A 25,326-nucleotide genomic window follows, 5' to 3' on the forward strand; every position below is an offset into this window, starting at 1 on the left:
CCAGAGCCGTGACCACACCGGTTCCATTGGCTAGCCCGATTTTGCCCGGCAGCCCAGGGAAGTCTGTTGCAGAGCGGCGTTATCTCACCATTCTGTTTTGCGACATGGTGGGGTCAACCGAATATGCCGACCGCCTGGATCCCGAGGACTTCCAACGCCTGATCGAGAGCTTTCTGCAAACCTGCAGCAGCGTCATCCGCCGCCGCAAGGGTGTGACGGCCAGCTATATCGGCGACGCCGTCCAGGCCTATTTCGGTTATCCAATAGCTGGCGAGGACGACAGCGAGTTCGCCGTGCTCGCGGCACTCGAGATCGTCGATGCGGTTGGCACCATCTCGGCAAGTCTGGGATATCCGTTGCAAGTGAGGGTGGGTATCGCGAGCGGCCAGGTCGTGGTGGGTGAGTTCGTCGGTGCGCCGAGCGGCGTGTCCACCGTCGCCTTCGGCCACGTCGCGCATCTAGCGGCACGGCTGCAGGTCCTGACCAGGCCGAACACGATCCTTGTCGACGCGGCGACCTTCGAGGCCGCGAGCGGCGCGATTGATTTCACCACGTTCGGCAAACATGAGCTGAAGGGATTCGCCGAGCCAGTCCAGGTTTGGCAGGTGCAACGGGCGCGCATGGTGCCGACTCGCTTTGCAAAGCGGGCGCGCATGACCAAGCTGTGCGGCCGCAATGCCGAATTGCGACTGCTGATGGAGCGCTGGGAGACCGTCGTGCGCGACAGGCGCGGCAATGCGGTGTTGGTCTCGGGGGAGTCGGGAATCGGTAAATCCCGGTTGCTCAACGAGATCCAGCAGCGCCTGCGCAGCTTTCCGCAGCTGACCATGCAATGTTCTCCGACCTTTGAGAACAGCACCCTTTATCCATTCCTCGCGGAGTTGCAGAGGATCGCAACGATCGAGGACGGTGACTCGACGGAAGAAAAGCTGCGAAAGCTCAGCAACGGATTGTCGATAGGTTCTGTTTCCAGCGACGTCGCGCTGGCGATCTTCTCAAGCCTGCTCGGCTTACCGACGACTATGCCGGACAGGCTTGAAGGGTTAAGCGCCGAACGACAGCGCAACATTGCCGAGCAAGCGTTCATCGATTTGGTCAGTTATCTGGCGCGTGCTACCCCGATCCTGATCTTGTTCGAAGATGAACAATGGGCCGACGCGACCTCGCGCGACCTTCTCGACAAGATCGTCGCCAGCCTGGCTTCGACTCCTGCGCTGTTACTTGTGTCGAGCAGGAACCACTCAAGCGTTCCGTGGGTCGACGGGCCGGACGTGCATCACATCAGGCTTGAAGCGCTCGGCCGCGAGGATGCCGAAGCGATTGTCCATGACATCAGTCCGAATGCGCTCGCTGCTGATGTTTCGGTGGTGCTCGACCGCAGTGAAGGCGTCCCTCTCTATATTGAAGAGCTTACGCGGAGCGTGGTCGAAACAGGATTGCGGCTGGACGTATCGCAGCCGAAACGTCTGTCACCTAAGACCAACATTCCGAACTCCCTGCAGTTCTCGTTGCTTGCCCGCCTCGACAGGCTGGGGCCCGCCAAGGAAATTGCGCAGATCGCAGCGGCGATCGGCCGCGAATTCGATTTCGACATATTGCGCGAGATCTGCGATTGGCCCGAAGCGGAGTTGCGCGCCGCAGTTGGCGACCTGGTGCGCACGGGGCTGATCGTCGCCGAACGGGGGACAGCCGGCGCGGGCTTTTCGTTCACCCACGTGCTCCTGCAGCAGGCCGCCAGAGGCACGATGCTGCACGAGCGCGCGCAGCAGATTCACCGATTGATTGCCGAATGTATCGAACTGCGCGACCACAACGCGGCTTTTGCCTATCCCGAAGTGCTCGCTGAGCATTTCGCAGACGCAGGTCTGTTCGACCGCGCCGCTGACTACTGGCTGCTGGCAGGGCTGAAGGCGGCCAAGACTTGGGCAAAAGTCGACGCGGTGCGTACCTTCAGGAAGGGGCTTGAAGCCGCGAAACTCTTGCCCGAATCCGACGATCGTAGCCGCAGGCTGCTTCGCTTCGAACTGGAGCTGGGCGACGTGCTCTACGCTGCGCTAGGCTACGTGACGGGCGAGGGCAGTGCCGCATATCAGCGGGCCATAGAACTGAGCGGGAAGCTTGGCGAGCCGGAATCGACGATCAGGGCGCTCGACGGGCTTTTCGGCACCCATTTCAACTCAGGTCAGTTCGGTAAGGCCCTCGCGGCCAGTGATGAGTTAATTCGGGTCGGCGAGGAGGGCGGTTACCTAAACGCGCTCGTCATAGGTCTGCAGTTCAAGGGGATGAGTCTGTTCTCTCAGGGCGAGTTGGTGGCGGCCCGGCAATATCTTGAGCGCGCTCTCAGCCACAAGGACAGCGCAGACAAGGTCGGCAGCGACTTTCCGAGCATGGCCATGATCTACCTTTCCTGGACCTTGCATATTCTGGGATATCGCAGCCAAGCGCTGAAACTCTACCTCGAGGCGGAGGCGACCGTTCGGCAGCAGTCCGCCTATCGTCTGGCCGCCTGCCTGGGAAACGGGTGCGTGTTGTTCGCCTTCCGCGAGGAGAGCAGTTCGATCGCTCGACTGGCGGATGAACTCCTGCCGCTGGCGCAGGAAAACGGTTTCAATCTCTGGGCAAGGGTGGCGCGCTTTTTTGGCGGCCTGGCTGCATCGAGCCTCGATGACAGTCTGGTGGGTAGCCATATGATGGCATTGACCGAGAGTGATCTTGAAGATGAGGAGGTCGACAAATCGTGTTATTTAGGCTTGCTCGCCAAAGCTTTCATGAACTCCGGGCAATTCAGTATAGCGGCAGTGACCGTTGAGAAAGGTCTGCGCGAAGCCGAAAAGATTGGCGAGCATTACTTTACAGCCGCCTTGCTTCGCATTCGCGGTGAGATCGAACTTGCAAATGGAGCAGGAGACAGAGCGGCGGAGGCTTCTTTCCGCGAGGCGATTGCCTTTGCCAGGCAGCAGAACGCCAGGAGTTGGGAGTTGCAGGCGACCAACAGTCTGGCGAAGCTGTTGCGGTCACAGGGTCGGTTCGAAGAGGCCCGTGCGGAATTGCGGGAGGTCAACGATTGGTTCACCGCAGAAGACGTGGCGTAATCAGCAGTGCATCACGTCTCTGCCGGCAATCTCGACGAGCGCGGCTTCGGCGACATCACGCTCTGGAACGTCTCGGCAGGGGCGAAAGCGGACCGGCAGGTCTCGGATATGGGCGAGGTGAAGCAGATGTTCAGTCAAGTCCGACCTGGAAAAATCGATCGCCTTCGTGGATAGCCTCAGGCGGCGGCTGCTACCTCTTGATCGGCCCCAAATCGCCGCCGATAGTCACTGGGCGATAAACCGACCAAACGACCGAAGACGCGCCGCACCGGTGACGCCACCGCTGTGCCGACGGCGCCGATGTGCCCCCGCCGGGAAGATCGGCGGCAGGAATGGTCGGCTATTTGATCCAATTTCTTTGCAAGCCGTTAATGCGGCCATGCTGTTAATCAGCGTTTGCTAATGAACCGTTCGAACCTGAGGCAGCAATGACCAAGAATCTCGGCAATGCACTCCACACGCCGGCGAAGGCCCAGCAAGTTTCCTTTTTTGGCAAGGTCGCGCCGACGCTGTTTCCGCTGGTCGCGGCGGCGCTTGGCTACATGATCGGCAGGCAATTCTTCGGCATCTAATGCATGTCGCCCAAAAGTAGCCCCGGTTTTGGGGCAACGACATGCATAAAAACAAAGACTTAAAGCGCGTCGCCTGCATCCGTTTCAACGCGATGCGCTAGAGCGATTCCAGGAAAAGTGCGTAGCGGCTTTCCGTCCGGCATTGCGTAAAAAAATTAGAGCGGGTCTATCAAAGGCTGAAGCGCTCTAGACTGCGAGAACCGGTCGCCGGTCAAAGGCAGGTCAAACCTCGATCTCGCCCGCTACCTCCGCCCTGGCCTCGGTGCGGCGAATCCGTTCGCTGGCCAAAAGCACAACCGGACAGCCGACGCCAGCAAGAACCGCCATCGCGGTATCGCCGAAGAATAGCTCTTCGCCCGGTCTTTGCGTGACGCCCATCACCACCATCGCAGCACCCTTGCCCACCTCCCTGGCGATCGCCCTGTCCGGCGTGGCGCGGGTGCGGATCGCCGTGTCGACCTGTACGCCATAACGAACGGCCAGGTCGGCAATATCTTTCAGCATGGCTTCCTCGCGCCGGTGTGAGACGGATGTGGCCCTGCCGCCTTGCCGTGCCGCGTGCGACACGTAGAGAACCTTGACCCGCGCCCGGTGCGGACGCGCCAGCGCCAGGGCCAGATCGGCGGCGCGGCGCGAAATTTCAGTGCCGTTGACGGGAACCAGTATGCTCGTGCCGGCTTTCAGCATCGGCATCTTGCCAGTGGATCTGGTGCCGCTCAGCACCAGGCACAGCGGACCGTCGAACCCCCAGGTGATGTCGTTCAGTGCCGGTGTGAACGACCCTTTTGCCGTCAACATTTCTTCGAGGCCGACCAGCAGCAGACCGTAGCCCTTGCGGGCCTCGTCGGCGATTGTCGCCGCGGTTGCCGCGGACTCGCTGCGGGCGGTCAGATGCACTTTCTCGACCATGGTGTCCTCGGCCTTGCTGACGGCTTTGGCACTTTTCTGCGCCCCCTTCTTGACCTCGTTCAGCGACCGCTCCGGCCCCTTGTCGCCGGTGATGCGGTTGCCCTCGAGATGCAGCAAAGTGGTCGGCATGCCGCTGCCGCCACCTACCAGCCCGGCGAGGTAGGCAGTGAATTTGCCGACCGGGCTGTCGTCGACGAGCAGCAGCAGCCGCTCCAGCTTGGAGACGAAGCCGCGCTCGTCGAGCAGTTCGCGGTTGACGCGCTGCTTTTCGCCATCGTCGACAGGCAGGCGGCCAAGCGCCCAGCGCAGCATTGACGGCATCGCGAGCGTGGTGATCACGGCCATGGTGACGATCATGGTGAAGAGGTTGTGGGAGAGGATGTTCATCGACAGGCCGATGCTGGCGACGATCACCTCGGTCGAGCCGCGTGCGTTCATGGCGCTGCCGACGGCGGTTGCCTCCTTCAGCGACATGCCGGCAATCCTGCCGCCGAGGAAGGCGCCGCCGAACTTGCCGATGCTGGCAATGACCACCAGCGCCAGCGTCAGCAGCGCCAGCGTCGGATCCGTGAGCACCGTCAGGTCAGCCGAAAGGCCGGCCATGCCGAAGAACACCGGCATGAACAGCGCGGTGATGACGCCGCGCAACTGGCCCTCGATGTGGTCGGACAGGATCGGCGATTCGCCAACCAGGATGCCGGCGACGAAGGCGCCGAGCACGGTGTGGACGCCGATCAGATTGGTGATCAATGCCATCACGCCCATGATGATGAGGATGACGGTGATGACGGCATATTCGCTGCGGAAGGAGTCATTGCTCCAGCGGATCAGGGTGAACACCATGCGGCGGCCTATGGTGAAGGAGAACACCATGAACAGTGCCACCTCGGCGACCGTGGTGACCAGCGGCACGATCTGCAGGCTGCCTTTGGTGGCGATGCCGAAGGTGATGGCGATGATCAGCCAGCCAATCGTGTCCTCGATGATCGCCGAGGAGATGATGACCTGGCCGAGATTGCGGCGCATAAAGTTCATCTCGCGCACCACCATGGCGACGATCTTGACCGAGGAAATCGACAGCGCCGTTCCGAGAAACAGCCCGGCGACGATGCGCTGCGTCGGATCCGGCAGCAGAGAGTCCGGCAGGAATTGCGCCAGCGCGAAGCCGCAGACAAAGGGCACGACGACGCCGGTGATCGAGATCGAAAAACAGGCGGCCCCCACCCGGCGCACGAGGCGCAAATCCGTCTCCATGCCGGTCAGCAACAGAAGCAAGAGAATGCCGAGCTGCGACACGGCGTCGATCATGCTTTTCTGTGCCGGGTCGGTCGAGAAGATCAGGTGCTGCGCGTGGGGCCACAGCCAGCCGAACAGCGAAGGCCCGAGCAGGATGCCTCCGATCAGCTGGCCCATGATCGCCGGCTGGCCGTAGCGCTGGAAGATTTCGCCCAAGCCGCGGCCGACCAAAAGCAAAAGCACGATCTCGGCGACGAACAGGCCCTCCGCCGATCCGCCCATGCCCGAGGCATGGCCCGCCGGCTGCGCGGCGAAGGCAACGCTTGCCGAGGCCAAACCGAATAAGGCCAGCAGGAGGGCCACGATGCCGCGTGACGTCGTTGCCGATCGACAGGTCATGGATTCCCTCAAACGCTCCAGCGGACTGACCACAACAACGCGCGGGCCGCCATTTGCGTTGCAGCAGCCTGTTGCAGACGTGGACGTCAGACGTGGACGTCGCCGAAGGAAAGTTCGCCGTCGTCGCCGGCCGCGAAAAACACGATCGCGAGCAGCCAAGCATAGAATGCCGCCACAGCGACCACGATCACCACGCCGGGAATGGGGCCAAGGGCGGCGCTTTCGACGGCCTCACGAAGTGAACCGACAAACCCGGTCCTGAGGCCCACGGTTTGAAGGCTGGGGGTCGATATCTTGACCACCCAGGCCAACAGCAGGATCAGGAACAGGTAGATGTAGTTTCGCCGCAGGCGGCGCGCCAGCGCAGCGCGTTGCGACAACAGGAACTTCGGCGCGCGCAGGCCTTCGCCGACGATGAGCAGCCAGTCAGAGGCAAACTCGGGCTGCGGGGAAAAGATCTGCGCGAAATAATGACGCTCGAACTGCCGCACGCGAGCCCGGTAGAAGTCGAAGAACCGATAGCGGCGCGCCTCGATCCACAGCAAAAGCAGGATGAGCAGCATGGCGAACAGCAGCACCCCGTGATGCGCACTGGCCGTGGACAGCGATACCGAAAGCAGCGCCGCCACCACCGTGATCGCCCAGTTCGTCGTCCGGTCGAGCCGGTCGCGCCATCCGGCCATGCGGGCAATCTCGGCGCGGTGAAAATGCGACAGCGTATTCACGCGCTCCGTCGATGAAAGGACGGGGCCCGCGGGTTTTGCCGACGCATCGTTCATGACATCCTCCGGCAAGGACTAGAACACTTTGCCGGCAACATTGTTCCCAGCGCTCATCTTGGCCCGCCGACCCAGTCGATCAGAAGGGCAACAAGGCCGAACGCAGCGCCAATCGCGCAGACTCCCGGCCATCCGTCCCAGGCCCAGGCGATGCCGGCCAGCATCGAGCCGATGGCGCCGCCGATGAAGAAGATGCCGACGAACAGGCCGTTGAGGCGGCCGCGCGCCTTGGGCTGCAACAGGTTGATGACGCGGTGGCCGAGCGTCTGGTCTCCGGGGACGCCGATGTCGAGCAGCACGGCACTGATACCCATCAGCGCCAATGGCCACTATGACGCCCTGAAACGAAAAGAACCGAACCACGCCGCGAGCGCCATCGAGCCGACCAGCACGAGGTGGCAGGCGATGGTGGCGAAACGCGTCCAGCCGCGAGCGCCGGCACGGCCGAACAACGGCGTCACCACCGCGCCGCCGGCGCCGACCAGCGCGAACAGCGCTATGCCGCGCTGGCTGGCGCGACGCGGTCGAGGTCATCGACTGCCCGGACTTCAAGCCGCAAGTGCGCGCCTGGCTGCTGCGTCGGCCGCCGGCCGGTCGGCTGGGCCGACCCATTGCGCTGTTTCGCGACGCGCCGATCGAAGGGCTTGAGGTACCGATGCCGCTGGTGTCGTAGTGCGGATGGAACAAAATTTGGGAAAACGACCCTGAAATGATTGAGATATAAATATTTCCGTCAGGCGTACATAAATAAGCCGGCAATTTTTTAGGCAATATTTAGGCAATGTTGGCGAGTCGGCCGCGTGCCGCAGGTCAGGCGGTCAAATGGTTCTTTGTCGGATTCATCTGGGATGGCAATGATTCATGGCTTGACACTGGGCCAAGCTGAAGGGCTATGCTGGATTTCGCTCGAAAGTTAGCGCGGGGGAAATCTGTACATGGATTTCATCGAGAGGTGGTTAGGTATTTCACCTGACGGCGGCGACGGATCGACCGAAGCTCTCTACATACTTGCCGTTGTCGCAATATTGGCGCTCGTCTTTCACAAGCGTATCGTGCAGTTCGCGCGCGGTTTCTTCGCGCGGAAATAGCCAGCGTACCGTTCAAGTTCCGCTTTATTCGTCTGACCAGAGTTACAAGCGGCACCAGTCGTCTAACCAGTCCAGAGCGCTGTTGCCGCGCGAATCCCGTCGTTAATCAGGCGTTGCCCTGCGTTAGCTTCAGAAGGTGAGTCGATGCGTGAAATAGCGGCAATCCTGCGAGCACTGTTCTCCGCCTGGATTCCGGCGCTGATCGAGATGGCTCACCGCTTCTGTCGCCGGTGGCGGCTGGGGGGTGACCGTCGGGTCGACCAGAAGGGGTCCCGGGCACATTGCGTGCCGATCGACCATCCTGCATTCTGCCGGCCCGATCCGCTGATCTACGATCAATACTATCTGATCGGCCTTGGCCTCGCGGTGACCTGGGACAATCCCGACATCGAGGTGCGCCAGGGTGGGGTGCCCGTTCCCGCCGGCAAAGTGCAGGCTGACACCGACTACGAGGTGCGCGTCCGCGTCTGGAACGCCTCCAAGGATGCCGTCGTCGTCAAGATGCCGGTCCATCTGTCCTATCTGTCGTTTGGCATCGGAACCGTGTCGAACCCGATAGACACCCGGCCGGTTTCGGTCGGGGTGATCGGATCCGCCAGCCAGCCCGGGTTCGTCTCCTTCGACTGGCATACGCCTCGGGAAGCAGGTCACTATTGCCTGCAGGCCTTGCTCGACCCGGCCGACGATGCCAACTTCGCCAACAATCTCGGGCAGAAAAACACCGATGTCGGGCTGGCGCAGTCGCCGGCGACATTTCAATTCGAGCTGCGCAACGCCACCCGCCGGCCGCACCGGTATCGCTTCACCGTCGATGCCTACACCATTCTGCCGCTCAACCCCTGTCGTGACGACCGGCAACCGACCGAGGAGTCCGTCAAGGCCGAGCAAAAGCGCCGGCTGGCAGCACATTTGCCGGCGGTTCATCCGCTGCCGCCCGGATGGAAGGTCGAGATTTCGCCTGACCAGCCGTCGCTGGCGCCGGGCGAACAGGTGACGATCACGGCGGTCGCCACCCCGCCGAACGGCTGGACCGGCCGGCAAGCCCTCAATTTGAATGCGTTCGACGAGGGTGAGCACGCCAGCGGCGGCGTCACCTTGACCGTCCTCAGCAGCCTGGAGCCGTGATGGCCACCGACGACAAATCCTGGACCACGTGCACGACCGCGGACAAGGTGATCTCGGTCAACCAGTACATCAGCGCGGCGATCACCAGCGGAATATTCGCGGCCGTCATGGCTGTGGTGCTGATCGCGATGGGCGAACCGTGGTGCTTGCCGATTGCGCTTGTGGTGACCGGGATTGTCTGGATTCTCGCCTATTGCGACTGGTGGCTCAACAACCGGCTGGTTTGTCTCGGCGACAAGAGCCCTATCAGCGTCGTCGGCATGGTCATCAGCATCGAGCCGCCGTCGGAGAAGACATGGCCCGGAAGCCTGGACTCCGACTACAGCCTCAACCTGCTGCTGCCGAACAACCCGGTGGGCGTCAGCCAGGCTGTTGCGGGCGCCAGCGTTCCGTTCGGCTACCTGATGGCTGAAACCGCCACCACTTCGTCGCACGGCTTGCTGTTCACCGGGAATCCGGCGGAGGAAAAGGCGACCGGGGTAAAATCAGAGGCATTGCATGTGGAGTTCGAGGGCGCGTCGATCCACGACCTGCAGACCGTCAACATCCTCGCGCTGATTGCAGCCCTGACGGCGCTGGCACTCTGCATGTCGGGCGTCGGCGTGGTCGTTGCCTACATCCTGGCGCTTCTCGCCTTGCTTGCCGCGCTGCTTGGCGCGGCCTTCAGCAGTTCGGACACGGCCAGTCCGAGCGATGCCGGCCTGCCCAGCATCGAGGTCAACAAGGGCGATGGAACCGGAGCGACAATCCTGGGTGTGACCGGCCGATGGGTCTATGACGCCGGACATATCCACGACAGCTTTCATGAAGGCCACAACGAACTGCATCCGGTCCAACAGGCGCAGATCCTGGGAGGACCGTGGGACGGTGACTGGCCTCCCGATATCGACGGGATCATTCGCGGCTACCAGGATGGCTACGCGCAATCCCAGGATCCGCTCACCAAAAGTGAGCAGGCCCGGCCCGGCTCCAAATGGTCGGTCCATCCCTATGTCGACGGCTGCAACGACCGGCCGGATCATCGGCCGCACTAGGTCGTTGCAGGCGACGACGCCGAGGGGCTTCTGGGTGCGGTCGCGAGCTTGTGCCACGCATACAGGCAGGGCCGTCGCGTCCCGCGCGTTAGGACAGTCGATACTTACGAATCCTTTCAAGCGGTTGTGCGCGCCGGTTCAGATTTTGAGTCCGCGCCTTGAGAATCTCCTCGCCCTTGGGCAACATGGCGGCCATGCCTGAGACGCGAGAATGAACAAGCCGATTTCTGCCGCATCGCCGCGCAAGGCGACGATGACGCTGACCGAGGCGCTCGTTGCCCGCACGATGCGCGCGGTCGAAGATGCCGGGCCGACGCCGGGCATGGTCTACATGACCGACGCCGACTATGCGCGCATCCGCAATGAGGTGCTGGCCGGCGCGCCGCCTGGACCCGTAAAACTGTTCGCCTATGGCTCGTTGCTGTGGAAGCCGGTCGGCGAGGTGAGCGGTGGCGAGCGTGCGGTTGCGACCGGCTGGCATCGTTCGTTCTGTTTTACGGTCAAGCGCTTCCGGGGCACAGTCGAGCAGCCGGGCCTGATGATGGCGCTCGACCGCGGCGGCCAGTGCCAGGGCATGGTGTTCGAGATCGCCGAGCCGGTGGCGGCCAACCTGGAAGCGCTGCTGCGCCGCGAGATGACCGTCTTGCCGGCTGTCAACGTGCCGCGCTGGCTGCAGGTCAGGACAGAAGGCGGCATGAGCCGCGCGCTCGGTTTCGTCGTCGATCCCGCCAATCCGCGCTATGCCGGCAAACTCGACAAGAAGGCGATCGCGGCGACGCTGGCCAGGGCCGTCGGCCACTGGGGTTCGGGTGCGGAATATCTGTTCGAGACGATCCGCCATCTCGAAGCTTGCGGCATCCGCGACCGCAATCTGTGGCAGTTGCAGGAACTGGTGGCGGAGGAGATCGGTCGCACCGACGCCGGCTGAAGCCCAAAGGACAGCCATTTTCAGCGCCGCAAAATAATATTCAACCAAACGGTTGACAATGAAAAGCCGCACGCGCATATTCAACCATATGGTTGAATTACTCACATACGAGATGGATCAGGTCTTTCACGCCCTTGGCGACGCGACGCGCCGGCAGATGCTGCGCGAACTCGCCGGTGGCGGGCGCACGGTGAGCCAACTGGCCGAACCGTTCGCGATGTCGCTGGCGGCTGCTTCCAAGCACATCAAGGTGCTTGAGAATGCCGGGTTGATCCGTCGCGAAGTGCTCGGCCGCACCCATGTCTGCCACCTCGAGGCTGGTCCGCTGGCCAGCGCGTATGAGTGGCTTGGAGCCTACTCGCGCTTCTGGACGGGGCGGCTCGACATATTGGAACGATTGCTGCGCGAAGACGACGCGCGCAAATCCTCGACGCAGAAGAAGGGAGACGAGATATGACCGACCGACATGCCGAGAATGGCTATGGTGTGCTGACCGAGCCGGCCACCTTGACGATTGAACGGCTGCTGCCCGGCCCGGCCGAGCGTCTCTGGGGCTACATCACCGACTCGGAACTGCGCCGCCAGTGGCTGGCCGCAGGCCCGATGGGAAGCGAGGCAGGCTCGCCCTTCGAGTTCACCTGGCGTAACGACGAACTGACCGAGCCGGCCGGCGAGCGCCCGCCAGGATTTTCGGCCGTGCACAGCATGCCGGGTGAGATCACCGAGATCGACCCGCCGCACCGGCTTGCCATCACCTGGGGCAGCACCGGCGGCGTCACCTTCGCACTGACCCCGCAAGGCAAGGATGTGCTCCTTACCGTCGTCCATCGCCGCCTGGGTGACCGGTCGCTGATGCTCAACATCGCCCCCGGCTGGCACATGCATCTCGACATTCTGGCCGCGAGGCTGCGCGGAGAACAGCCGGAGCCGTTCTGGGACGGCTGGGCGAGATTGAGGCTGGACTACGACCGACGCCTGCCGGCCTGAACAGGAGAACGCGAAACCCCATGGAAAGGAGACGATAGCGCCGGACACTTCGAGACTTGCCTGACCGATGCTTGATGAGCGGGCGATTGCCCGCATGACGACCGCTGCCCTGCAGCGACATTTCCCAACATTTCCCGACATTTTTGAACCGCCGGCCCGCGGGCCGCACATCCGCGCCTTTGTGCGCCAAGGAGAATGCCATGCGAAAATTGATCGCCGCCATGAAGATTTCCGTCGACGGCAAGGCGGAGGGGCCGACCGGCATCGCAGACTGGGTGCATGCCTGGTCGGAGGACTATGGGCTGATGGAACAGGTCGATGCCTGCGTGCTCGGCGGCCGCATGTATCCGGGCTACGAGCAGTACTGGACCGCGATCCAGAACGCGCCCCACGAGCCGCTGCCGATGACCGGCAAGCCCGCCGCGCGGGAGGAACTGCCCTGGGCACGCTTTGCCGCCAAGACACCGCACTATGTGCTGTCGAACACGCTGAATTCAGCCAACTGGCCGATGACGCGTTTTCTCAGGTCCAACGACGATGTCGCGGCACTGAAGCGCCAGCCCGGCAAGGACATTTATTTGATGGGCGGCTCGACCATCGTCGACAGCCTTACCGAGGCCGGGCTGGTCGACGAGTTGCGCCTCGTCGTCTATCCGCTGATCGCCGGTGAGGGCAAGGTGCTGTTTTCGACCACCGCACAGCGCCGCGACCTGGAACTCACCAAGGTGGAACAATTGCCGGGCGGGCGGCTGAGCCTGATCTACAAGATCGGCTGAGCGCTCAGAGCCTGTTTGGAAACTCCACAGGCTGTCTCACCCGTCCCTGAGCCACACCAGCATTTCGCCGGGCTCGCGATTGTCCCAGGCGAAATAGGGAATGGCGGTCAGGCGTGTTTGAGCGGTGGCTGGCGGCTCGGGCCGGTAGAGCCCGTTCTGCCAGCCGTCGCCGGCATCGGCCTGCGCGGTGGCCGAGAGCGTCACCACGCCGCCGAGAAGCTCCGGCCGCTGCTGCGCTTCGAGGCTCGCCGCCCTCGGCAGCGTCAGGCGATGCAGCTGGCTGTCATTGTCGGTCGCCTCGACGCAGTAGATCAGCGGACCGCGCGACAGTGCGACGCGGCCGGCATCCTGGCGCACCTGCGGATTGGCATAGAGCCGCTCGATAGACATTTCGAGATCGAGCCGGATCTGGTCACCCTTTTTCCAGGTCCGCCGGATCGCGGCGTAGCCGTCGCTGGTGACATCCTCCAGGCCGACCAGGTCGCCGTTCACCGTCAGTTCGGCTCCGGTGCTCCAGGCCGGGATGCGCAGGTGGAGCATGAACTCCACCGGTGCCTGCGGTTCGAGCGTGATCTCGACGGCGCCGTCCCAGGGATAACGGCTCGCCTGCGTCAGGCTCACCGGGGTGCCTGATATGTCGAAACGGGCGGTCGAGTCGCCGTAGAGATGCACGGCAACAGCATCGTCGGCCAGACTGTAGAAATAGCTGCCGATCGAGGCGACCATGCGCCCGATATTGGGCGGGCAGCAGGGGCAGCGGTGCCATTTCCAGCGGTTGTGGGCGCCCCGGCTTTCGAGCGGGTTCTCGTAGAAGAACAGCGAGCCGTCGAGCGACAGGCCCGAGATCGAGCCATTGTAGAGGGCGCGCTCCATCAAGTCGGCATAGCGGGCGTTCGGCCCCATGCCGAGCATGCGGCTGGCCCAGAATACCAGCCCGACCGAGGCGCAGGTCTCGGCATAGGCGGTTTCGTTGGGCAGGTCGTAGTCGCTGGTAAACCCTTCATTGTGCGCCGATGGTCCCAGCCCGCCGGTGATATAGAGGCTCTTGCTGGTGAGGTCGTCCCACAGACGGTCGAGCGCCACGCGCAGGCTGTCGTCGCCATATTCCGTCGCGATGTCGGCCATCCCGGAATAGAGGTACATGGCGCGGACGGCGTGGCCGACGACCTTGTCTTGCTCGCGCACCGGCCTGTGCGACTGGTTGTATTCATAGGTTTTGAAGTGATAGGCCTTCGGGTCGGCGCCGCGGGCGCGCGCTTCCTCGTCGAAGAAATGCGGTTCAAGGCCGCGCTGGTCGATGAAGTATTTCGCTAGCTCCATGTATTTGCGCTTGCCGGTGACGCGCGAAAGCTTGACCAGCGCAAGCTCGATCTCCTCATGGCCGCAATAGCCTTTCTTCTTGCCGGGCTCCGGCCCGAGCACCGAGGCGATGTGGTCGACATAGCGGCACATCACATCGAGCAGCTTGCGTTTCCCCGTCGCCTGGTAGTAGGCGACCGCGCCTTCGATCAGGTGGCCGGCGCAATAAAGCTCGTGGCAGTCGCGCAAATTGGTCCAGCGCAGGCCGGGCTGGATGCGCTGGTACCAGCTCGAGAGATAGCCGTCCGGCTGCTGCAGCTTCTCATACATGTCGATGACGGCATCGATCTTCTTTTCCAGTGCGGGGTTCTTGCGCCGGTAGAGCGAATAGGCCGCGGTCTCGATGGTCTTGCCCCAGTCGGAGTCCCAGAACATCTGCGTCGTCACCGTCGAGCCGGTGAAGCCGACGGAAGCTGCTTCATCGGGCGAAGGCGAGTGGAACGGGATTACGACGCCGGGCGAGGGCCGGTCCGGGTCGATCTGCTCCAGCATGCGCGCCTCGACGCAGCGGTCGTAGAGGATGTCGGCGGTGCGCGCGGCGACCGCGTCGGCACGGTCGCCCCAGAAGCCATGTACGTCGACCTGCGGCACCGGCAGCGGGCGGAAGGCGAGTTTGGGCTTGCCTGCCTTGAAGGGTTGGGCGGATGGCGATGCGGTCATGAACTTACTCCATTCGGTCGATTTACTTGACGGCCCCGGCCATCAGGCCGCGGATGTAGAAGCGCTGCAGAACCAGGAACAGGATGAGGCACGGCACCATCATCACGGTGACGCCGGCCTGCACGGCGCCCCAGTCGATGGCGCCGAAGCGGCCCGACTGCAGTGCCGTCATCATCACCGGCAGCGTGAATTTGGACTGGTCGGTCATAAGCACGAGGGCAGCGAGGAACTCGTTCCAGGCGCCAAGAAAGGCAAACAGCGCGATGGTGACGACGCCCGGCCAGACCAGCGGCAGCATCACCTTCAAAAGCATGGTGATGTTGCCGGCGCCGTCCATGCGCGCGGCTTCCTCGATCTCGCGCGGCACCGCGTCGAAGGCATTGCGCATCATGAAGATCGAGAACGGCAGTTGCAGCGTCACATAGACGCCGACCAGGCCGGTCAGCGTGTTGTGCAGGCCAAGCTTGGTCAGCACCAGGAAGATCGGCGTCAGGATCGACTGGAACGGGATCATGATCGTCGACAGGATGAGGACGAAGAACAGGTCCTTGAACGGAAACCGGAACCGCGAAAAGCCATAGCCGGCCAGCACGCTGACAGCGACCGACAGCACGACGGTCATCGCCGAGACATAGATGCTGTTCTGCGCCGAGATCCAGAGCCCGTCGCCGAAGCTGTTGAGCGTGACATAGTTCTCCAGCGAGACGCCCGACGTCGGCCAGGGCGGCAGGGGCGGCAGGCGCGCTTCCTGTGCCGGCTTGAAGGCCGACAGCACCGCCCACACGATCGGCGCCGCAAACAGCACCGAGGCGATGATGCCGGTCGAATGCTCGGCGATGCGGGCGGCGAGCCGGCGGTTGCGGGAGGTCGCCTGCGCCATCAGTCAAGGCCCTCCGGCTTGCGCAGCAGCCACAGCTGGACGAGGCTGAGCGCCACCAGGATCACCAGCAGCACCATGGAGAGTGCGGCGCCGTAGCCGAGCTTGAACGACACGAAGGACTGGTTGAAGATCCAGTAGACCGCCGTCAGCGTCTGGTTGCGCGGCCCGCCGCGCAGGATGATGTAGAACTGGTCGAAGGCGAGGATCGAGCCGGCGACCGACAGGATCAGCGCCAGCGCCAAAGTGCGGCGCATCAGCGGCAGCGTGATTGCCCTGAACCGGGCGAACGGCCCGGCGCCGTCGATGACCGCCGCCTCCTGCAGATCCTGCGGGATCGATTGCAGGCCGGCCATCAGGATGATCATGGTGAAGCCGGCGACCTTCCAGACGACCATGGCGATGATCGACCAAAAGGCCGGCTGGAAAGTGGCCAGCAGGTTGAACTTCCTGTCGATCAGGCCGAGATCGTAGGCGGCCGGGCTGAACAGGCCGGAATCGACGTTCAAGAGCCATGACCAGAGCAGGCTGGCCGAGGCAAAGCCGACAACCGCCGGCATGAAGAACATGGTGCGATAGAGATTGGTCAGCGGCCGCGGCCGTTCGACGAACAGCGCCAGCGGAAACGCCACCGCGAAGATCGCGATGGTGACGACCAGTGTGTACCAGCCAGTGAAGCGCAGCGCATTCCAGAACCTGGTGTCGTGCAGGATCGCGACATAGTTGCCGAGGCCGATATAGCTGCGCTCGCCCATCAGCGGCCAGTTGTGCAGCGACATCCACGCCGTCATGCCGAGCGGGATGAGGAAGAAGACGACGACCAGCGCGACGGCCGGCGCGACATAGAGCAGGCCGATCCACTGCCGGCGGCCGGCGCCGGTGAGCTTTCGGGCGCGTGGTGGGGCAGGGGTTTCTGCTGTGATGGAGGTCATGCTTGCTCTTCCGTTGCATCCGGCGCGCCGCCCTACCTCCCCCTTGTGGGGAGGTTGGACCGCAGGTCCGGGTGGTGGGCCGGCGCCGCCCGCACCCCGCTGCTTCGCAGAGACCCTTCCCACAAAGGGGGAGGGTAAGGAGCGGCGCGCCGGCCACCCGCCCAGGGAGACAGGCGGGCGGCCGGCAGGCGTCCGCTACTTCTGCGGCGCCTGGTCGATGATCGACTGCATCGTCTCCTGGGCATTGGCGATGGCGCCGTCGACATCGTCGCCGAAGAAGACCTCGTTGATCATCTGCGTCCACGGACCGTTGGCGGAGTTGATCAAATCGTTGAACACCACGGAATAGGGCGTGCGGCCCTTGGCCATGGCCTCGGCGGCGATCTGGTAACGCGGATCGAGATCCTTCAGCGCTTCCTTGGCGATGTCGCCGCGCACCGGCAGGCTGCCGTACTTGGCCAGGATGGTCTGGCCCTCGAGCGAATAGGCGAAATCGAGGAACTCCTTCACCACGGCGAGTTTCGGGGTGCCCTTGGTGACGACGAAATTGTCACCGCCGGCAAAGGACGACCAGCCGCTGTCCTTGCCCGGCAGGAAGGTAACGCCGTAGTCGACATCGGGATACTGGGTGTTGAGCGCACCGATGGCGAAGGCGCCGGACGGCGAGATGCCGATATTGCCGGCGGCGAAGGCGGCAAAGAAGTTGGCACCGGTATCGGTCTGCGCGCCTGCCGGTACCAGGTCCTTCTTGACCATCGAGCGGTAGAGATCGATGGCGCCGCGCAGCTGCGGGCTGTCCAGCGTCGCCTTCGAGCCGTCCTCGCTGAGGATGTCACCGCCCGACGCCCAGATCAGCGGCGTGAAGGTGAAGATGTTGCAGCCGCCGCAATTGCCGGAGAAGTAGAAGCCCTTGATGTTGCCGCCGAGCGCGTTGACCTTCTCGGCGTCGGCGGCGATCTCGGCCCAGTTGGTCGGGCCTTTTTCGGGATCGAGGCCGGCCTGCTTGAACAGCTTCTTGTTCCAGATCAGCACCGAGGCGTCGGCCGAGAACGGCAGGCCGTAGATGTGGTCCTTGTAGGTGCCGGTCTTCACATGCGCAGGCGACAGGCTGGAGAAATAGGGCAGCGATTTCGCCCAGTCGGTGATGTCCTCGAGCTGGCCGGCGGCGGCGAAGGACGGCGTGTAGATCAGGTCGAGCGATAGCGCATCGGGCGCCGTGCCACCGGCGGCCGCCGCACCATATTTCGGGATGATCTCGGCATTGGGGATGATGTCCAGCTTGATCTGGTTGGTGTGCGCCTTGTTGTAGGCATCGACGATCCTCGGCATGAAATTCGAGCCGTCGGCGCGCACCCAGATGTTGGCCATCTCGGCGGCCGCGGCACTGATGCCGCCACCTAGAACGGCAGCGGCCAGGGCCAGTTTGGCAATCAGGTTCCTCATGTTCTCCTCCTCCAGGGTTCGCCGCGGTCCGCGGCTTGGCACCGATCGCGCGGCGCGTGGTTTTCAGCCATCCAGCGGATGGCCGCATGACTGCCGCACCACCAGCCGGCACGGCAGTTTTCGAATGCCCGGCGCGGCGGGCTGGCCGCCGACCAGCGACAGCAGGGTCAGCCCCGCCTCGCGCCCGAGGGCGACCAGGTTCATGTCGACCGAGGTCAGCGGCGGGCGCGTCGCCTCGGCCACGATCTCCCAATTGTCGAAACCGATGACGCCGACATCGCCGGGAACGCCGAGGCCGCGTTCGCGCAAGGCATCGATGACGCCGCGCGCGATCTGGTCGTTGCCGCAAAAGACTGCGTCCGGCCTTTCATTCTTGCTGTCGAACAGCTGTGCCACCGCCTCGTGACCCCAGCCTTCCGACCAGGCGCCGAGCAGCGGCTCGGTGACCGGCAAGCCGTTTTCGGCCAGCACGTCGCGGTAGGCCTTCGCCCGCGCATGCACCACGGCAAAGCTCGCCGGCCCAGTCACATGGGCTATGCGCTGGCGGCCGAGCCGGCACAGATGCTCGACCGCTAGCCGGGCGCCGCCGGCATCGTCCGAGACGAAGGCGATGGCGTCGGGATCGGGCTGCGTGAAGGCATAGATCACCGGGACGCGCAGATTGCTGAGGTCGACCGGCAGATGGCGGTCGATGCGCTTGCCGGTGGCGATGATGCCGTCGACGCGCTTGTCGAGCATGGCGTCGACATGCATCTGGCCAAGGCGCGGATCCTCCTCGACATTGCACAGGAACACCGAGACGCCATTGTCGACCAGCGCGTCCGAAATGCCCGACATCAGCGGCAGCGAGAAGCGGCCATAGGTATCGTTGGTGAGCAGGCCGACGGTGAAACTGCGCCGCCTGAGCAGGCTCTGCGCCAGGCTGTTGGGCCGGAAGCCGAGACGCCGGGCGGTCTCGCGAATGCGCTCTCGCGTCTCGGCGGTCATGCGCCCCTGGTCGTTTAGCGCCTTGGAAGCAGTGGCGACGCTGACGCCGGCCTGCGCCGCCACGTCACGCAAGGTGACTGGCTTGGAAAAGACCGGGACAGGCTCCGATGCCATCGCGCCAAAAATCCTTAGTTGGGAAAAGGTTTTCCCTTACGGTCCAGAGAAAGAGGCAGCCTTGCGGCCAACCCACTCAAAACTGTTGGAAAAACCTTTTCTCAAGTAGGCTAGGCTACATCCAGAGCTTGTTCAAGGGAAAAATTGCCGGCGCCCGTGGGCGGGGTTTTCGCGGCAAAATTCCGGCGAAGCCCGGCTACCCGTCAGTGAAGTGTTAATCGCTTGCGCGCCATGGTGGTTGCCCGCCAGGACAGCAGAGCTCCGCCATGCCCGATACGCCCTACACCCCGAAAGGCCCGGCGCGAACCGATGTCTCGCAGCCCGGCAGGGGGGCAAGGCACGACAGCCGCTCCGACGAACGTCGTCAAGCCGCCACGATCGCCCGGCTCAAGGCGGAAATCGCGGCGCAGGCCGAACTGATTGCCAGGCAGGAGCTTTCGCTGGCCCACAGCCGCAAGATATTCGACCGCGCCTCGGCCGCAGCGCGCCTCGGCGTATGGGAATGTAGCCTGCCCGACGAGCGGCTTACCTGGACCGACGTGGTCTATGACCTGTTCGACCTGCCGCGCGGCTCAGCGCTCGATCGCTCGGAGATCATCAAGTGTTATCCGGCGGAGTCGCGCAAGGCGTTGGACAGCCTGCGCGGCCGGGCGATCGCCGAGCGCAACGGCTTCACCCTCGATGCCGAGATCACCACCCTTGCCGGCCGCAGCCGCTGGATCCGCTTCACCGCGACGGTCGAGTGCGAGGACGGCGTTCCGGTGCGCATCTTCGGCATGAAGCAGGACATCACCGAGGAAAAGATCCTGTCTGACCGGATGCGCTATCTGGCCGAATATGACGTCATGACGGGGCTGGCCAATCGCGGCCGGTTTCAGGCGCGGCTTGCGCATACGGACGAGGGCTGCCCGCTCGGCGCGCTGCTGCTGATCGATCTCGACGGCTTCAAGGCCGTCAACGACACGTTCGGCCATGTCGTCGGCGACGAATGCCTGAAGGCGGCGGCCGAGCGGCTTGCCGGCAGCTGCGGCGAGGCGGATCTGGTGGCGCGCGTCGGCGGCGACGAGTTCGCGGTCCTGCTCGGCCCGCATCTCGATCGCAGCGCGGTCTCCGGCCTGGCGCGCGGCATCATCGAGGCTATGGGCAAGCCGGTCGCGGCCTGCGGCCAGTCGCTCAGGCTCGGCGCCTCGGTCGGCATCGCCTTTGCCAAGGCTGGCGCACCGTGCGACCTGTTCATGCAGGCCGACACCGCGCTCTATGCCGCCAAGGCGGCAGGGCGCAACACGTTCCGCATCTTCAAGTCCGACGCCGCCGCGAAGGGTCGCAGCGCCGCGGCCTGAGGGCCAAGCTCCGGCGTGTTGTACGGCCTTAGTCGACGGGCGCCGCGCATCTTTCACCAACGCCGTCCCTATTTGCATTTGGCATGCAGGGCGCTCGAGAAAAGAGTGCTATGCAAGGCAAGGGAGCATTCTTGCTCCGGCTCCTTCCCCGACATTCGAGGTCATTTTCGTGCGTGAACCGTCGCTGTTGCCTGTGTTTGGAAAACTTGGCGTCAAGCCGCCTGTCGCCACTGTCACGGCGCCGGTTTCAGCGACAGGTGTCGCGTTGCGGCTGCGCGAGCTTCTGGCCGCGCATGGCGGCATGGTGCTGAAGCTGTCGGTCATCGCCTGGACGGTGCTGATCCTGGCGGCGGTTTTTTTCATGATACAGGGCTGACCGGCATGGCCAACCGCTACGCGCTGCGCATGGAGCTGCCCCAGAGCTGGACCATCATCGATGTCTTCACCGGCCAGCCTGCCGTGATCCGGCAAAAGGTGATGGTCGGGATGGGCCCGCGCGAGGCCGAGGACATGGTCGTGCAGATGAACGTCCGTGACGTCAAGCGCCGGGAGAGGGCAGAGCGCAAGTCCTGACCTATGCAGCCGCCGCCGAGGTCGGCACTATGCCGCCGGCAAGAGCTCGCCACGAGGATTCCCGTGAGAGCCAGCCTGAAGCAGAAGATACTGGAGGTCTGTGACCGCAAGATTTCCGAGAAAGGGCCTGGCGTCGGCGTATCGTTCTACGCGTTCTTCGCCAACAGGAACGACGACCCCGACCTTTTGATGGAAGCCGCCGAATGGTGGATCAGAACTCACCGCCTCGACCATTTTGAAAAGGCTGAAAAGATACGCACCATGGTCGAGAAGATGGATCTTTGATCTTCGTTTCCATGGATGTCGTTGTCTCAAAACCGGGGCCGGTTTTGAGCGGCATGCACCAGGCTGATCAGCCGAAATCGGCGGCCGTCAGCACATACATGCTCTTGCGGGTGCGGTCGTAGGCCTTCGACGCCACGTCGCGGATGGCGCTGCTCTCCGTATCGAATGTGGCGAGATAGCCGGCTTCATTGGCCGCGGTCGCCGGCTGCATCCTGGTCATCGCATCGGCGGCGACGGAGAAGGAGATCTGGAACATGCCGTCATGGCCAACGAAACGGATGCGCTTGCCGGCTTCGTCATAGCTGCGGCTGCGGTTGGGGAAGGTCAGGCTCATGTCTTGGCCTCCGTGGCTTTCTTGACCACCCGCTTCTTCTTCGGCGTCGGGTTCAGCGCTTCGGCGACGCGGTCTGCCTCTTCCTTGGCCAGCCGCAGCTCCCGCAGCCTTGCGGTCTTGATCTCCCTGGCCCGTGCCTCGGACATGTATTCAGCGGTTGCCTTGTTGCGCTCCGCCGTTTTCTTCTGCTTGTCGACAAAGCGGGCTTCAGCTTTTTCCATGATCGTCTGATTGCCTTCGGCCATCGAAGAAATCTCCCTTGTGCCTGAAATTGTGAAAACGAACTTGTCCGATAAATAGGCACTCAATCGGCAAAATTCAATTTTTTGAATTATTTGACCAATCGGCGATATCACGAAACGGCAAGCCGAAATAATACTTTTGAATATTTATTCCGGCCGCGAATAATTTTTGGCACTCCTATCTATCGAGTGCCAAAGCGCCTATAGGGGGGCGCGGCCGCCTGTGCCGGCCCCCAGAAGGAAGTTCTCATGAAGTTTCGGCCACTCCACGATCGCGTTGTCATCCGGCGCGCCGAAGGCGACACGAAATCCAAGGGCGGCATCATCATCCCCGACAATGCCAGGGAAAAGCCGCAGGAAGGCGAAGTCATCGCCGTCGGCCCCGGTGCGCGCGACGAAAACGGCGCGCTCGTTCCACTCGACGTCAAGGCCGGCGACTTCATCCTGTTCGGCAAATGGTCGGGCACCGAGGTCAAGATTGACGGCGAGGATCTGCTAATCATGAAGGAAGCAGATATCATGGGTGTCGTCGACAAGGGCGAGACGGACGTCATCGAAAAGGCCGTCAAAGCCAAGAAGGCCGCCTGACTGGAGCGCCGCGCGCTCTGCGCGGCGACTGATTCACTCCAAATTCGAACTGGATAAGAAAATGTCTGCCAAGGAAATCAAATTCTCCACCGATGCGCGCGACCGCATGCTGCGCGGCGTCGAGATCCTCAACAATGCGGTGAAGGTCACGCTCGGTCCCAAGGGCCGCAACGTCATCATCGACAAGGCCTATGGCGCGCCGCGCATCACCAAGGATGGCGTCACCGTCGCCAAGGAAATCGAGCTTTCCGACAAGTTCGAGAACATGGGCGCCCAGATGGTGCGCGAAGTGGCCTCGAAGACCAACGACCTTGCTGGTGACGGCACCACCACCGCCACGGTGCTGGCCGCCTCGATCCTGCGCGAAGGCGCCAAGCTGGTCGCTGCCGGCATGAACCCGATGGACCTCAAGCGCGGCATCGACCAGGCGGTCACCGCCGTCGTTGGGGAAATCAAGGCGCGCGCCAAGAAGGTCAAATCGTCGGCTGAGATCGCGCAGGTCGGCACCATAGCCGCCAACGGCGATGCCAGCGTCGGCGAGATGATCGCCAAGGCGATGGACAAGGTCGGCAATGACGGCGTCATCACCGTCGAGGAAGCCAAGACCGCCGAGACCGAGCTCGACGTCGTCGAGGGCATGCAGTTCGACCGCGGCTATCTCAGCCCGTATTTCGTCACCAACGCCGACAAGATGCGCGTCGAGCTGGAAGAGCCCTATGTGCTCATCCACGAGAAGAAGCTCGGCAATCTGCAAGCCATGCTGCCGATCCTCGAAGCGGTGGTGCAGAGCGGCAGGCCGCTGCTGATCATCTCCGAGGACGTCGAAGGCGAGGCGCTCGCCACGCTGGTCGTCAACAAGTTGCGCGGCGGCCTCAAGGTCGCGGCCGTCAAGGCGCCGGGCTTTGGCGATCGCCGCAAGGCGATGCTGGAAGACATCGCCGTGCTCACATCAGGCCAGATGATCTCGGAGGATCTCGGCATCAAGCTCGAAAACGTCACCATCGAGATGCTCGGCCGCGCCAAGCGCGTGCTGATCGAGAAGGACACCACCACGATCATCGACGGCGCCGGCACCAAGGCCACCATCCAGGCGCGCGTCGCCCAGATCAAGGGCCAGATCGAGGAGACCACCTCGGACTACGACAAGGAAAAGCTGCAGGAGCGGCTGGCTAAGCTCTCCGGCGGCGTTGCCGTCATCCGCGTCGGTGGCGTCACCGAGTCGGAGGTCAAGGAAAAGAAGGATCGCATCGACGACGCGCTGAATGCGACCCGCGCGGCCGTTGAAGAAGGCATCGTGCCCGGCGGCGGCGTGGCTCTGCTGCGCGCAAGGTCGGCGCTTGCCGGCCTGACCGGCGCCAATGACGATGTCACGGCAGGCATCTCGATCGTGCTGCGGGCTCTCGAAGCGCCAATCCGCCAGATCGCTGAGAATTCCGGCGTCGAAGGCTCGATCGTGGTCGGCAAGCTCACCGACAGCAAGGACCACAATCAGGGCTTCGACGCCCAGAACGAGGTCTATCTCGACATGATCAAGGCAGGCATCGTCGACCCGGCGAAAGTGGTCCGCACCGCATTGCAGGACGCCGGCTCGATCGCGGCTCTGCTGATCACCGCTGAAGCCATGATCACCGACATCCCGGCCAAGGATGCCGCACCTGCAGGCGGTGGCGGCGGTGGCATGGGCGGCTACTAAAGTTTCAGGTGATGCCGGCCTGCTCGGAAACCACCGTTTCGACTCGGCCTGACCTGAATCTACGCCGGTTCTAGGAGCCGGATATTACCGCCGGGGGCAGTCTCCCCCGGCGCGCAGGCCTCTAGCCCAGGAGACGGATCCATGATCACGTTCGTGCAGAAGCCAGAGACGGTCGTTACGACCGAAATCACCGAGGAAAGCCGCTTCGACCGCATCCGCAGGATTGCCGCCGACAAGCACAAGAAGTCCGATTCCGACACGGCAGCGCCTTCAAAGAGCGAGCCCAAACGCCCGATGTGAGCGCTGCGGAGCCGTCGCTGCTTCCGCGCAACGCCAGTATCACATAGCGCGTCAGCGGCGCGAGTCCATCGGGCCGGCCGAGCGCGTCCAGCAAGTTCCTGTAGGCGGTGTCGGCGTGTCCGGTATTGTCATTATATTAGCTTCAGCGCATATTCGGCGGGCAGTGGGCCCTTGGCCGTCAAGGCGTCCAAGGGCCCACTGCAGTTGCTACCGAAAAAATCACTCCGTGCCGGCTCGAATTTGTTGAGCAGTCACGAGACAATGACATTGGGAGGAATAGTCATGAAAGTGACCATATTGGCAAGCTATGCGCCTCACGCCGCCAAAGGATTGATGCAGGGGTCAGACAGGCAAGCTGCGGTCAAGGCGCTTTTTGAAAGCGTTGGCGGCAAGATGACCAGCGTGATGTTCACGCGCGGCATTTATGACGTCGTCGTCAATGGCGAGGTGCCGGACCAGGTCGCAGGGATGGGCATATCCCTTGCGGTGCGAGCGAGCGGCTCGCTGACCGAGATGGTTGTACTGGAAGAACTCGACATGAAGGCAGTGCTCGCGGCTGCCAACAAGGCTGCAGGCGCGTACAAACCCGCCGGCTGATGGACTTGCCTTCTTGATCAAGGCAGCACGGTTCGATGGACGTGCCGTGCTGCCGAGTATCGGACCGGGCATCCTTC

General features: G+C 63.2%; 29 protein-coding genes. 18 read left to right on the top strand and 11 right to left on the bottom strand.

Annotated elements, in window-relative coordinates; genetic code table 11:
- Window positions 1–8 precede the first annotated feature (8 nt).
- The 3 genes from AC07FD_RS23305 to AC07FD_RS23315 all read left to right on the top strand — a co-directional run bounded on the left by AC07FD_RS23305 (window position 9) and on the right by AC07FD_RS23315 (window position 3,664).
- Complete coding sequence (locus AC07FD_RS23305; RefSeq protein ID WP_478351737.1) at window positions 9–3,092, top strand: ATP-binding protein; 3,084 nt, start codon at window positions 9–11, stop codon at window positions 3,090–3,092.
- Between the two features lie 6 nt (window positions 3,093–3,098).
- Complete coding sequence (locus AC07FD_RS23310) at window positions 3,099–3,266, top strand: hypothetical protein (RefSeq protein WP_478351738.1); 168 nt, start codon at window positions 3,099–3,101, stop codon at window positions 3,264–3,266.
- A 254-nt stretch (window positions 3,267–3,520) separates the two neighbouring features.
- Window positions 3,521–3,664 carry a hypothetical protein gene (locus AC07FD_RS23315; protein ID WP_478351739.1) on the top strand — a complete coding sequence of 48 codons (144 nt, stop codon included), beginning with the start codon at window positions 3,521–3,523 and terminating at the stop codon, window positions 3,662–3,664.
- A gap of 222 nt (window positions 3,665–3,886) precedes the next feature.
- Here the strand turns inward: AC07FD_RS23315 and AC07FD_RS23320 are convergent, their stop codons facing one another.
- The 4 genes from AC07FD_RS23320 to AC07FD_RS23335 form a co-directional block, all read right to left on the bottom strand.
- On the bottom strand, window positions 3,887–6,091 hold the full coding sequence (locus AC07FD_RS23320) for a cation:proton antiporter domain-containing protein (RefSeq protein ID WP_478351770.1): 2,205 nt from the start codon (window positions 6,089–6,091) through the stop codon (window positions 3,887–3,889).
- A 203-nt stretch (window positions 6,092–6,294) separates the two neighbouring features.
- Entirely contained in the window at window positions 6,295–6,987 is a 693-nt protein-coding gene (locus AC07FD_RS23325) for a DUF2270 domain-containing protein (RefSeq protein ID WP_478351740.1), read from the bottom strand.
- 53 nt (window positions 6,988–7,040) lie between these two features.
- Complete coding sequence (locus AC07FD_RS23330; RefSeq protein ID WP_478351741.1) at window positions 7,041–7,301, bottom strand: hypothetical protein; 261 nt, start codon at window positions 7,299–7,301, stop codon at window positions 7,041–7,043.
- Between the two features lie 15 nt (window positions 7,302–7,316).
- Window positions 7,317–7,448, bottom strand: a complete 132-nt coding sequence (locus tag AC07FD_RS23335; RefSeq protein ID WP_478351742.1) for a hypothetical protein — start codon at window positions 7,446–7,448, stop codon at window positions 7,317–7,319.
- 474 nt (window positions 7,449–7,922) lie between these two features.
- Between AC07FD_RS23335 and AC07FD_RS23340 the strand changes: the two genes are divergently transcribed.
- The 7 genes from AC07FD_RS23340 to AC07FD_RS23370 all read left to right on the top strand — a co-directional run bounded on the left by AC07FD_RS23340 (window position 7,923) and on the right by AC07FD_RS23370 (window position 12,925).
- The gene (locus AC07FD_RS23340; protein ID WP_167392362.1) at window positions 7,923–8,075 is read left to right on the top strand and encodes a hypothetical protein; all 153 of its coding nucleotides are present in this window, start codon (window positions 7,923–7,925) and stop codon (window positions 8,073–8,075) included.
- A gap of 144 nt (window positions 8,076–8,219) precedes the next feature.
- Window positions 8,220–9,200 (top strand): hypothetical protein, encoded by a 981-nt coding sequence (locus tag AC07FD_RS23345; protein ID WP_478351743.1) that lies wholly within the window; start codon window positions 8,220–8,222, stop codon window positions 9,198–9,200.
- Window positions 9,200–10,234 (top strand): hypothetical protein, encoded by a 1,035-nt coding sequence (locus AC07FD_RS23350; protein WP_478351744.1) that lies wholly within the window; start codon window positions 9,200–9,202, stop codon window positions 10,232–10,234. The genes AC07FD_RS23345 and AC07FD_RS23350 overlap by 1 nt, the downstream gene beginning before the upstream one ends.
- A gap of 211 nt (window positions 10,235–10,445) precedes the next feature.
- On the top strand, window positions 10,446–11,162 hold the full coding sequence (locus tag AC07FD_RS23355) for a gamma-glutamylcyclotransferase (RefSeq protein ID WP_478351745.1): 717 nt from the start codon (window positions 10,446–10,448) through the stop codon (window positions 11,160–11,162).
- An 88-nt stretch (window positions 11,163–11,250) separates the two neighbouring features.
- A complete protein-coding gene (locus AC07FD_RS23360; protein ID WP_478351746.1) occupies window positions 11,251–11,619 on the top strand; it encodes an ArsR/SmtB family transcription factor in 369 nt (122 codons plus the stop codon).
- A complete protein-coding gene (locus AC07FD_RS23365; RefSeq protein WP_478351747.1) occupies window positions 11,616–12,149 on the top strand; it encodes an SRPBCC family protein in 534 nt (177 codons plus the stop codon). Before AC07FD_RS23360 ends, AC07FD_RS23365 begins: the two co-directional genes overlap by 4 nt.
- Before the next feature lie 200 nt (window positions 12,150–12,349).
- The gene (locus AC07FD_RS23370) at window positions 12,350–12,925 is read left to right on the top strand and encodes a dihydrofolate reductase family protein (protein WP_478351748.1); all 576 of its coding nucleotides are present in this window, start codon (window positions 12,350–12,352) and stop codon (window positions 12,923–12,925) included.
- 36 nt (window positions 12,926–12,961) lie between these two features.
- Here AC07FD_RS23370 and AC07FD_RS23375 read toward each other — a convergent pair whose 3' ends face one another.
- The 5 genes from AC07FD_RS23375 to AC07FD_RS23395 form a co-directional block, all read right to left on the bottom strand.
- Window positions 12,962–14,944 carry a glycoside hydrolase family 127 protein gene (locus tag AC07FD_RS23375; RefSeq protein ID WP_478351749.1) on the bottom strand — a complete coding sequence of 661 codons (1,983 nt, stop codon included), beginning with the start codon at window positions 14,942–14,944 and terminating at the stop codon, window positions 12,962–12,964.
- 22 nt (window positions 14,945–14,966) lie between these two features.
- Window positions 14,967–15,824, bottom strand: coding sequence for a carbohydrate ABC transporter permease (locus AC07FD_RS23380; protein WP_478351750.1), 858 nt, complete (start codon window positions 15,822–15,824; stop codon window positions 14,967–14,969).
- Window positions 15,824–16,753, bottom strand: a complete 930-nt coding sequence (locus tag AC07FD_RS23385) for a carbohydrate ABC transporter permease (protein ID WP_457151676.1) — start codon at window positions 16,751–16,753, stop codon at window positions 15,824–15,826. Before AC07FD_RS23385 ends, AC07FD_RS23380 begins: the two co-directional genes overlap by 1 nt.
- Before the next feature lie 195 nt (window positions 16,754–16,948).
- Window positions 16,949–18,196 (bottom strand): ABC transporter substrate-binding protein, encoded by a 1,248-nt coding sequence (locus tag AC07FD_RS23390; RefSeq protein ID WP_477399917.1) that lies wholly within the window; start codon window positions 18,194–18,196, stop codon window positions 16,949–16,951.
- A gap of 63 nt (window positions 18,197–18,259) precedes the next feature.
- Window positions 18,260–19,297, bottom strand: coding sequence for a LacI family DNA-binding transcriptional regulator (locus AC07FD_RS23395; protein WP_478351751.1), 1,038 nt, complete (start codon window positions 19,295–19,297; stop codon window positions 18,260–18,262).
- A 266-nt stretch (window positions 19,298–19,563) separates the two neighbouring features.
- Between AC07FD_RS23395 and AC07FD_RS23400 the strand changes: the two genes are divergently transcribed.
- The 4 genes from AC07FD_RS23400 (at window position 19,564) to AC07FD_RS23415 (ending at window position 21,495) form a co-directional block, all read left to right on the top strand.
- Entirely contained in the window at window positions 19,564–20,637 is a 1,074-nt protein-coding gene (locus AC07FD_RS23400; RefSeq protein ID WP_478351752.1) for a diguanylate cyclase domain-containing protein, read from the top strand.
- 169 nt (window positions 20,638–20,806) lie between these two features.
- The gene (locus AC07FD_RS23405; protein WP_478351753.1) at window positions 20,807–21,013 is read left to right on the top strand and encodes a hypothetical protein; all 207 of its coding nucleotides are present in this window, start codon (window positions 20,807–20,809) and stop codon (window positions 21,011–21,013) included.
- Between the two features lie 5 nt (window positions 21,014–21,018).
- Window positions 21,019–21,210 carry a hypothetical protein gene (locus tag AC07FD_RS23410; RefSeq protein ID WP_095091138.1) on the top strand — a complete coding sequence of 64 codons (192 nt, stop codon included), beginning with the start codon at window positions 21,019–21,021 and terminating at the stop codon, window positions 21,208–21,210.
- A gap of 63 nt (window positions 21,211–21,273) precedes the next feature.
- On the top strand, window positions 21,274–21,495 hold the full coding sequence (locus tag AC07FD_RS23415) for a DUF6500 family protein (protein ID WP_095091139.1): 222 nt from the start codon (window positions 21,274–21,276) through the stop codon (window positions 21,493–21,495).
- Window positions 21,496–21,562: 67 nt separating this feature from the next.
- Here the strand turns inward: AC07FD_RS23415 and AC07FD_RS23420 are convergent, their stop codons facing one another.
- Both AC07FD_RS23420 and AC07FD_RS23425 read right to left on the bottom strand, forming a co-directional pair.
- A complete protein-coding gene (locus AC07FD_RS23420; RefSeq protein ID WP_027044354.1) occupies window positions 21,563–21,829 on the bottom strand; it encodes a DUF1488 family protein in 267 nt (88 codons plus the stop codon).
- Window positions 21,826–22,074 carry a hypothetical protein gene (locus AC07FD_RS23425; RefSeq protein WP_457153813.1) on the bottom strand — a complete coding sequence of 83 codons (249 nt, stop codon included), beginning with the start codon at window positions 22,072–22,074 and terminating at the stop codon, window positions 21,826–21,828. Before AC07FD_RS23425 ends, AC07FD_RS23420 begins: the two co-directional genes overlap by 4 nt.
- A gap of 246 nt (window positions 22,075–22,320) precedes the next feature.
- Here AC07FD_RS23425 and AC07FD_RS23430 point away from each other — a divergent pair, with 246 nt between their 5' ends.
- From AC07FD_RS23430 to AC07FD_RS23445, 4 genes are all read left to right on the top strand, one after another.
- On the top strand, window positions 22,321–22,659 hold the full coding sequence (locus AC07FD_RS23430; RefSeq protein ID WP_095091141.1) for a co-chaperone GroES: 339 nt from the start codon (window positions 22,321–22,323) through the stop codon (window positions 22,657–22,659).
- A gap of 61 nt (window positions 22,660–22,720) precedes the next feature.
- Entirely contained in the window at window positions 22,721–24,352 is a 1,632-nt protein-coding gene (gene groL / locus AC07FD_RS23435) for a chaperonin GroEL (protein WP_478351754.1), read from the top strand.
- Window positions 24,353–24,493: 141 nt separating this feature from the next.
- On the top strand, window positions 24,494–24,652 hold the full coding sequence (locus AC07FD_RS23440) for a hypothetical protein (RefSeq protein WP_167458376.1): 159 nt from the start codon (window positions 24,494–24,496) through the stop codon (window positions 24,650–24,652).
- 171 nt (window positions 24,653–24,823) lie between these two features.
- On the top strand, window positions 24,824–25,249 hold the full coding sequence (locus AC07FD_RS23445; RefSeq protein WP_478351755.1) for a GYD domain-containing protein: 426 nt from the start codon (window positions 24,824–24,826) through the stop codon (window positions 25,247–25,249).
- Window positions 25,250–25,326 lie beyond the last annotated feature (77 nt).

This window comes from Mesorhizobium waitakense (assembly GCF_056431085.1).

Excerpts from the sequence above, each read along its gene's own strand:
- AC07FD_RS23325 (WP_478351740.1), bottom strand. The coding sequence starts at position 6,987 with ATGAACGATGCGTCGGCAAAACCCGCGGGCCCCGTCCTTTCATCGACG.
- AC07FD_RS23315 (WP_478351739.1), top strand. The coding sequence starts at position 3,521 with ATGACCAAGAATCTCGGCAATGCACTCCACACGCCGGCGAAGGCCCAG.
- AC07FD_RS23395 (WP_478351751.1), bottom strand. The coding sequence starts at position 19,297 with ATGGCATCGGAGCCTGTCCCGGTCTTTTCCAAGCCAGTCACCTTGCGT.
- AC07FD_RS23350 (WP_478351744.1), top strand. The coding sequence starts at position 9,200 with ATGGCCACCGACGACAAATCCTGGACCACGTGCACGACCGCGGACAAG.
- AC07FD_RS23430 (WP_095091141.1), top strand. The coding sequence starts at position 22,321 with ATGAAGTTTCGGCCACTCCACGATCGCGTTGTCATCCGGCGCGCCGAA.
- groL (WP_478351754.1), top strand. The coding sequence starts at position 22,721 with ATGTCTGCCAAGGAAATCAAATTCTCCACCGATGCGCGCGACCGCATG.
- AC07FD_RS23390 (WP_477399917.1), bottom strand. The coding sequence starts at position 18,196 with ATGAGGAACCTGATTGCCAAACTGGCCCTGGCCGCTGCCGTTCTAGGT.
- AC07FD_RS23440 (WP_167458376.1), top strand. The coding sequence starts at position 24,494 with ATGATCACGTTCGTGCAGAAGCCAGAGACGGTCGTTACGACCGAAATC.
- AC07FD_RS23370 (WP_478351748.1), top strand. The coding sequence starts at position 12,350 with ATGCGAAAATTGATCGCCGCCATGAAGATTTCCGTCGACGGCAAGGCG.
- AC07FD_RS23360 (WP_478351746.1), top strand. The coding sequence starts at position 11,251 with ATGGTTGAATTACTCACATACGAGATGGATCAGGTCTTTCACGCCCTT.
- AC07FD_RS23420 (WP_027044354.1), bottom strand. The coding sequence starts at position 21,829 with ATGAGCCTGACCTTCCCCAACCGCAGCCGCAGCTATGACGAAGCCGGC.
- AC07FD_RS23365 (WP_478351747.1), top strand. The coding sequence starts at position 11,616 with ATGACCGACCGACATGCCGAGAATGGCTATGGTGTGCTGACCGAGCCG.
- AC07FD_RS23355 (WP_478351745.1), top strand. The coding sequence starts at position 10,446 with ATGAACAAGCCGATTTCTGCCGCATCGCCGCGCAAGGCGACGATGACG.
- AC07FD_RS23380 (WP_478351750.1), bottom strand. The coding sequence starts at position 15,824 with ATGGCGCAGGCGACCTCCCGCAACCGCCGGCTCGCCGCCCGCATCGCC.
- AC07FD_RS23410 (WP_095091138.1), top strand. The coding sequence starts at position 21,019 with ATGGCCAACCGCTACGCGCTGCGCATGGAGCTGCCCCAGAGCTGGACC.
- AC07FD_RS23385 (WP_457151676.1), bottom strand. The coding sequence starts at position 16,753 with ATGACCTCCATCACAGCAGAAACCCCTGCCCCACCACGCGCCCGAAAG.
- AC07FD_RS23320 (WP_478351770.1), bottom strand. The coding sequence starts at position 6,091 with ATGGGCGGATCGGCGGAGGGCCTGTTCGTCGCCGAGATCGTGCTTTTG.
- AC07FD_RS23340 (WP_167392362.1), top strand. The coding sequence starts at position 7,923 with ATGGATTTCATCGAGAGGTGGTTAGGTATTTCACCTGACGGCGGCGAC.
- AC07FD_RS23400 (WP_478351752.1), top strand. The coding sequence starts at position 19,564 with ATGCCCGATACGCCCTACACCCCGAAAGGCCCGGCGCGAACCGATGTC.
- AC07FD_RS23425 (WP_457153813.1), bottom strand. The coding sequence starts at position 22,074 with ATGGCCGAAGGCAATCAGACGATCATGGAAAAAGCTGAAGCCCGCTTT.
- AC07FD_RS23375 (WP_478351749.1), bottom strand. The coding sequence starts at position 14,944 with ATGACCGCATCGCCATCCGCCCAACCCTTCAAGGCAGGCAAGCCCAAA.
- AC07FD_RS23345 (WP_478351743.1), top strand. The coding sequence starts at position 8,220 with ATGCGTGAAATAGCGGCAATCCTGCGAGCACTGTTCTCCGCCTGGATT.
- AC07FD_RS23330 (WP_478351741.1), bottom strand. The coding sequence starts at position 7,301 with ATGGGTATCAGTGCCGTGCTGCTCGACATCGGCGTCCCCGGAGACCAG.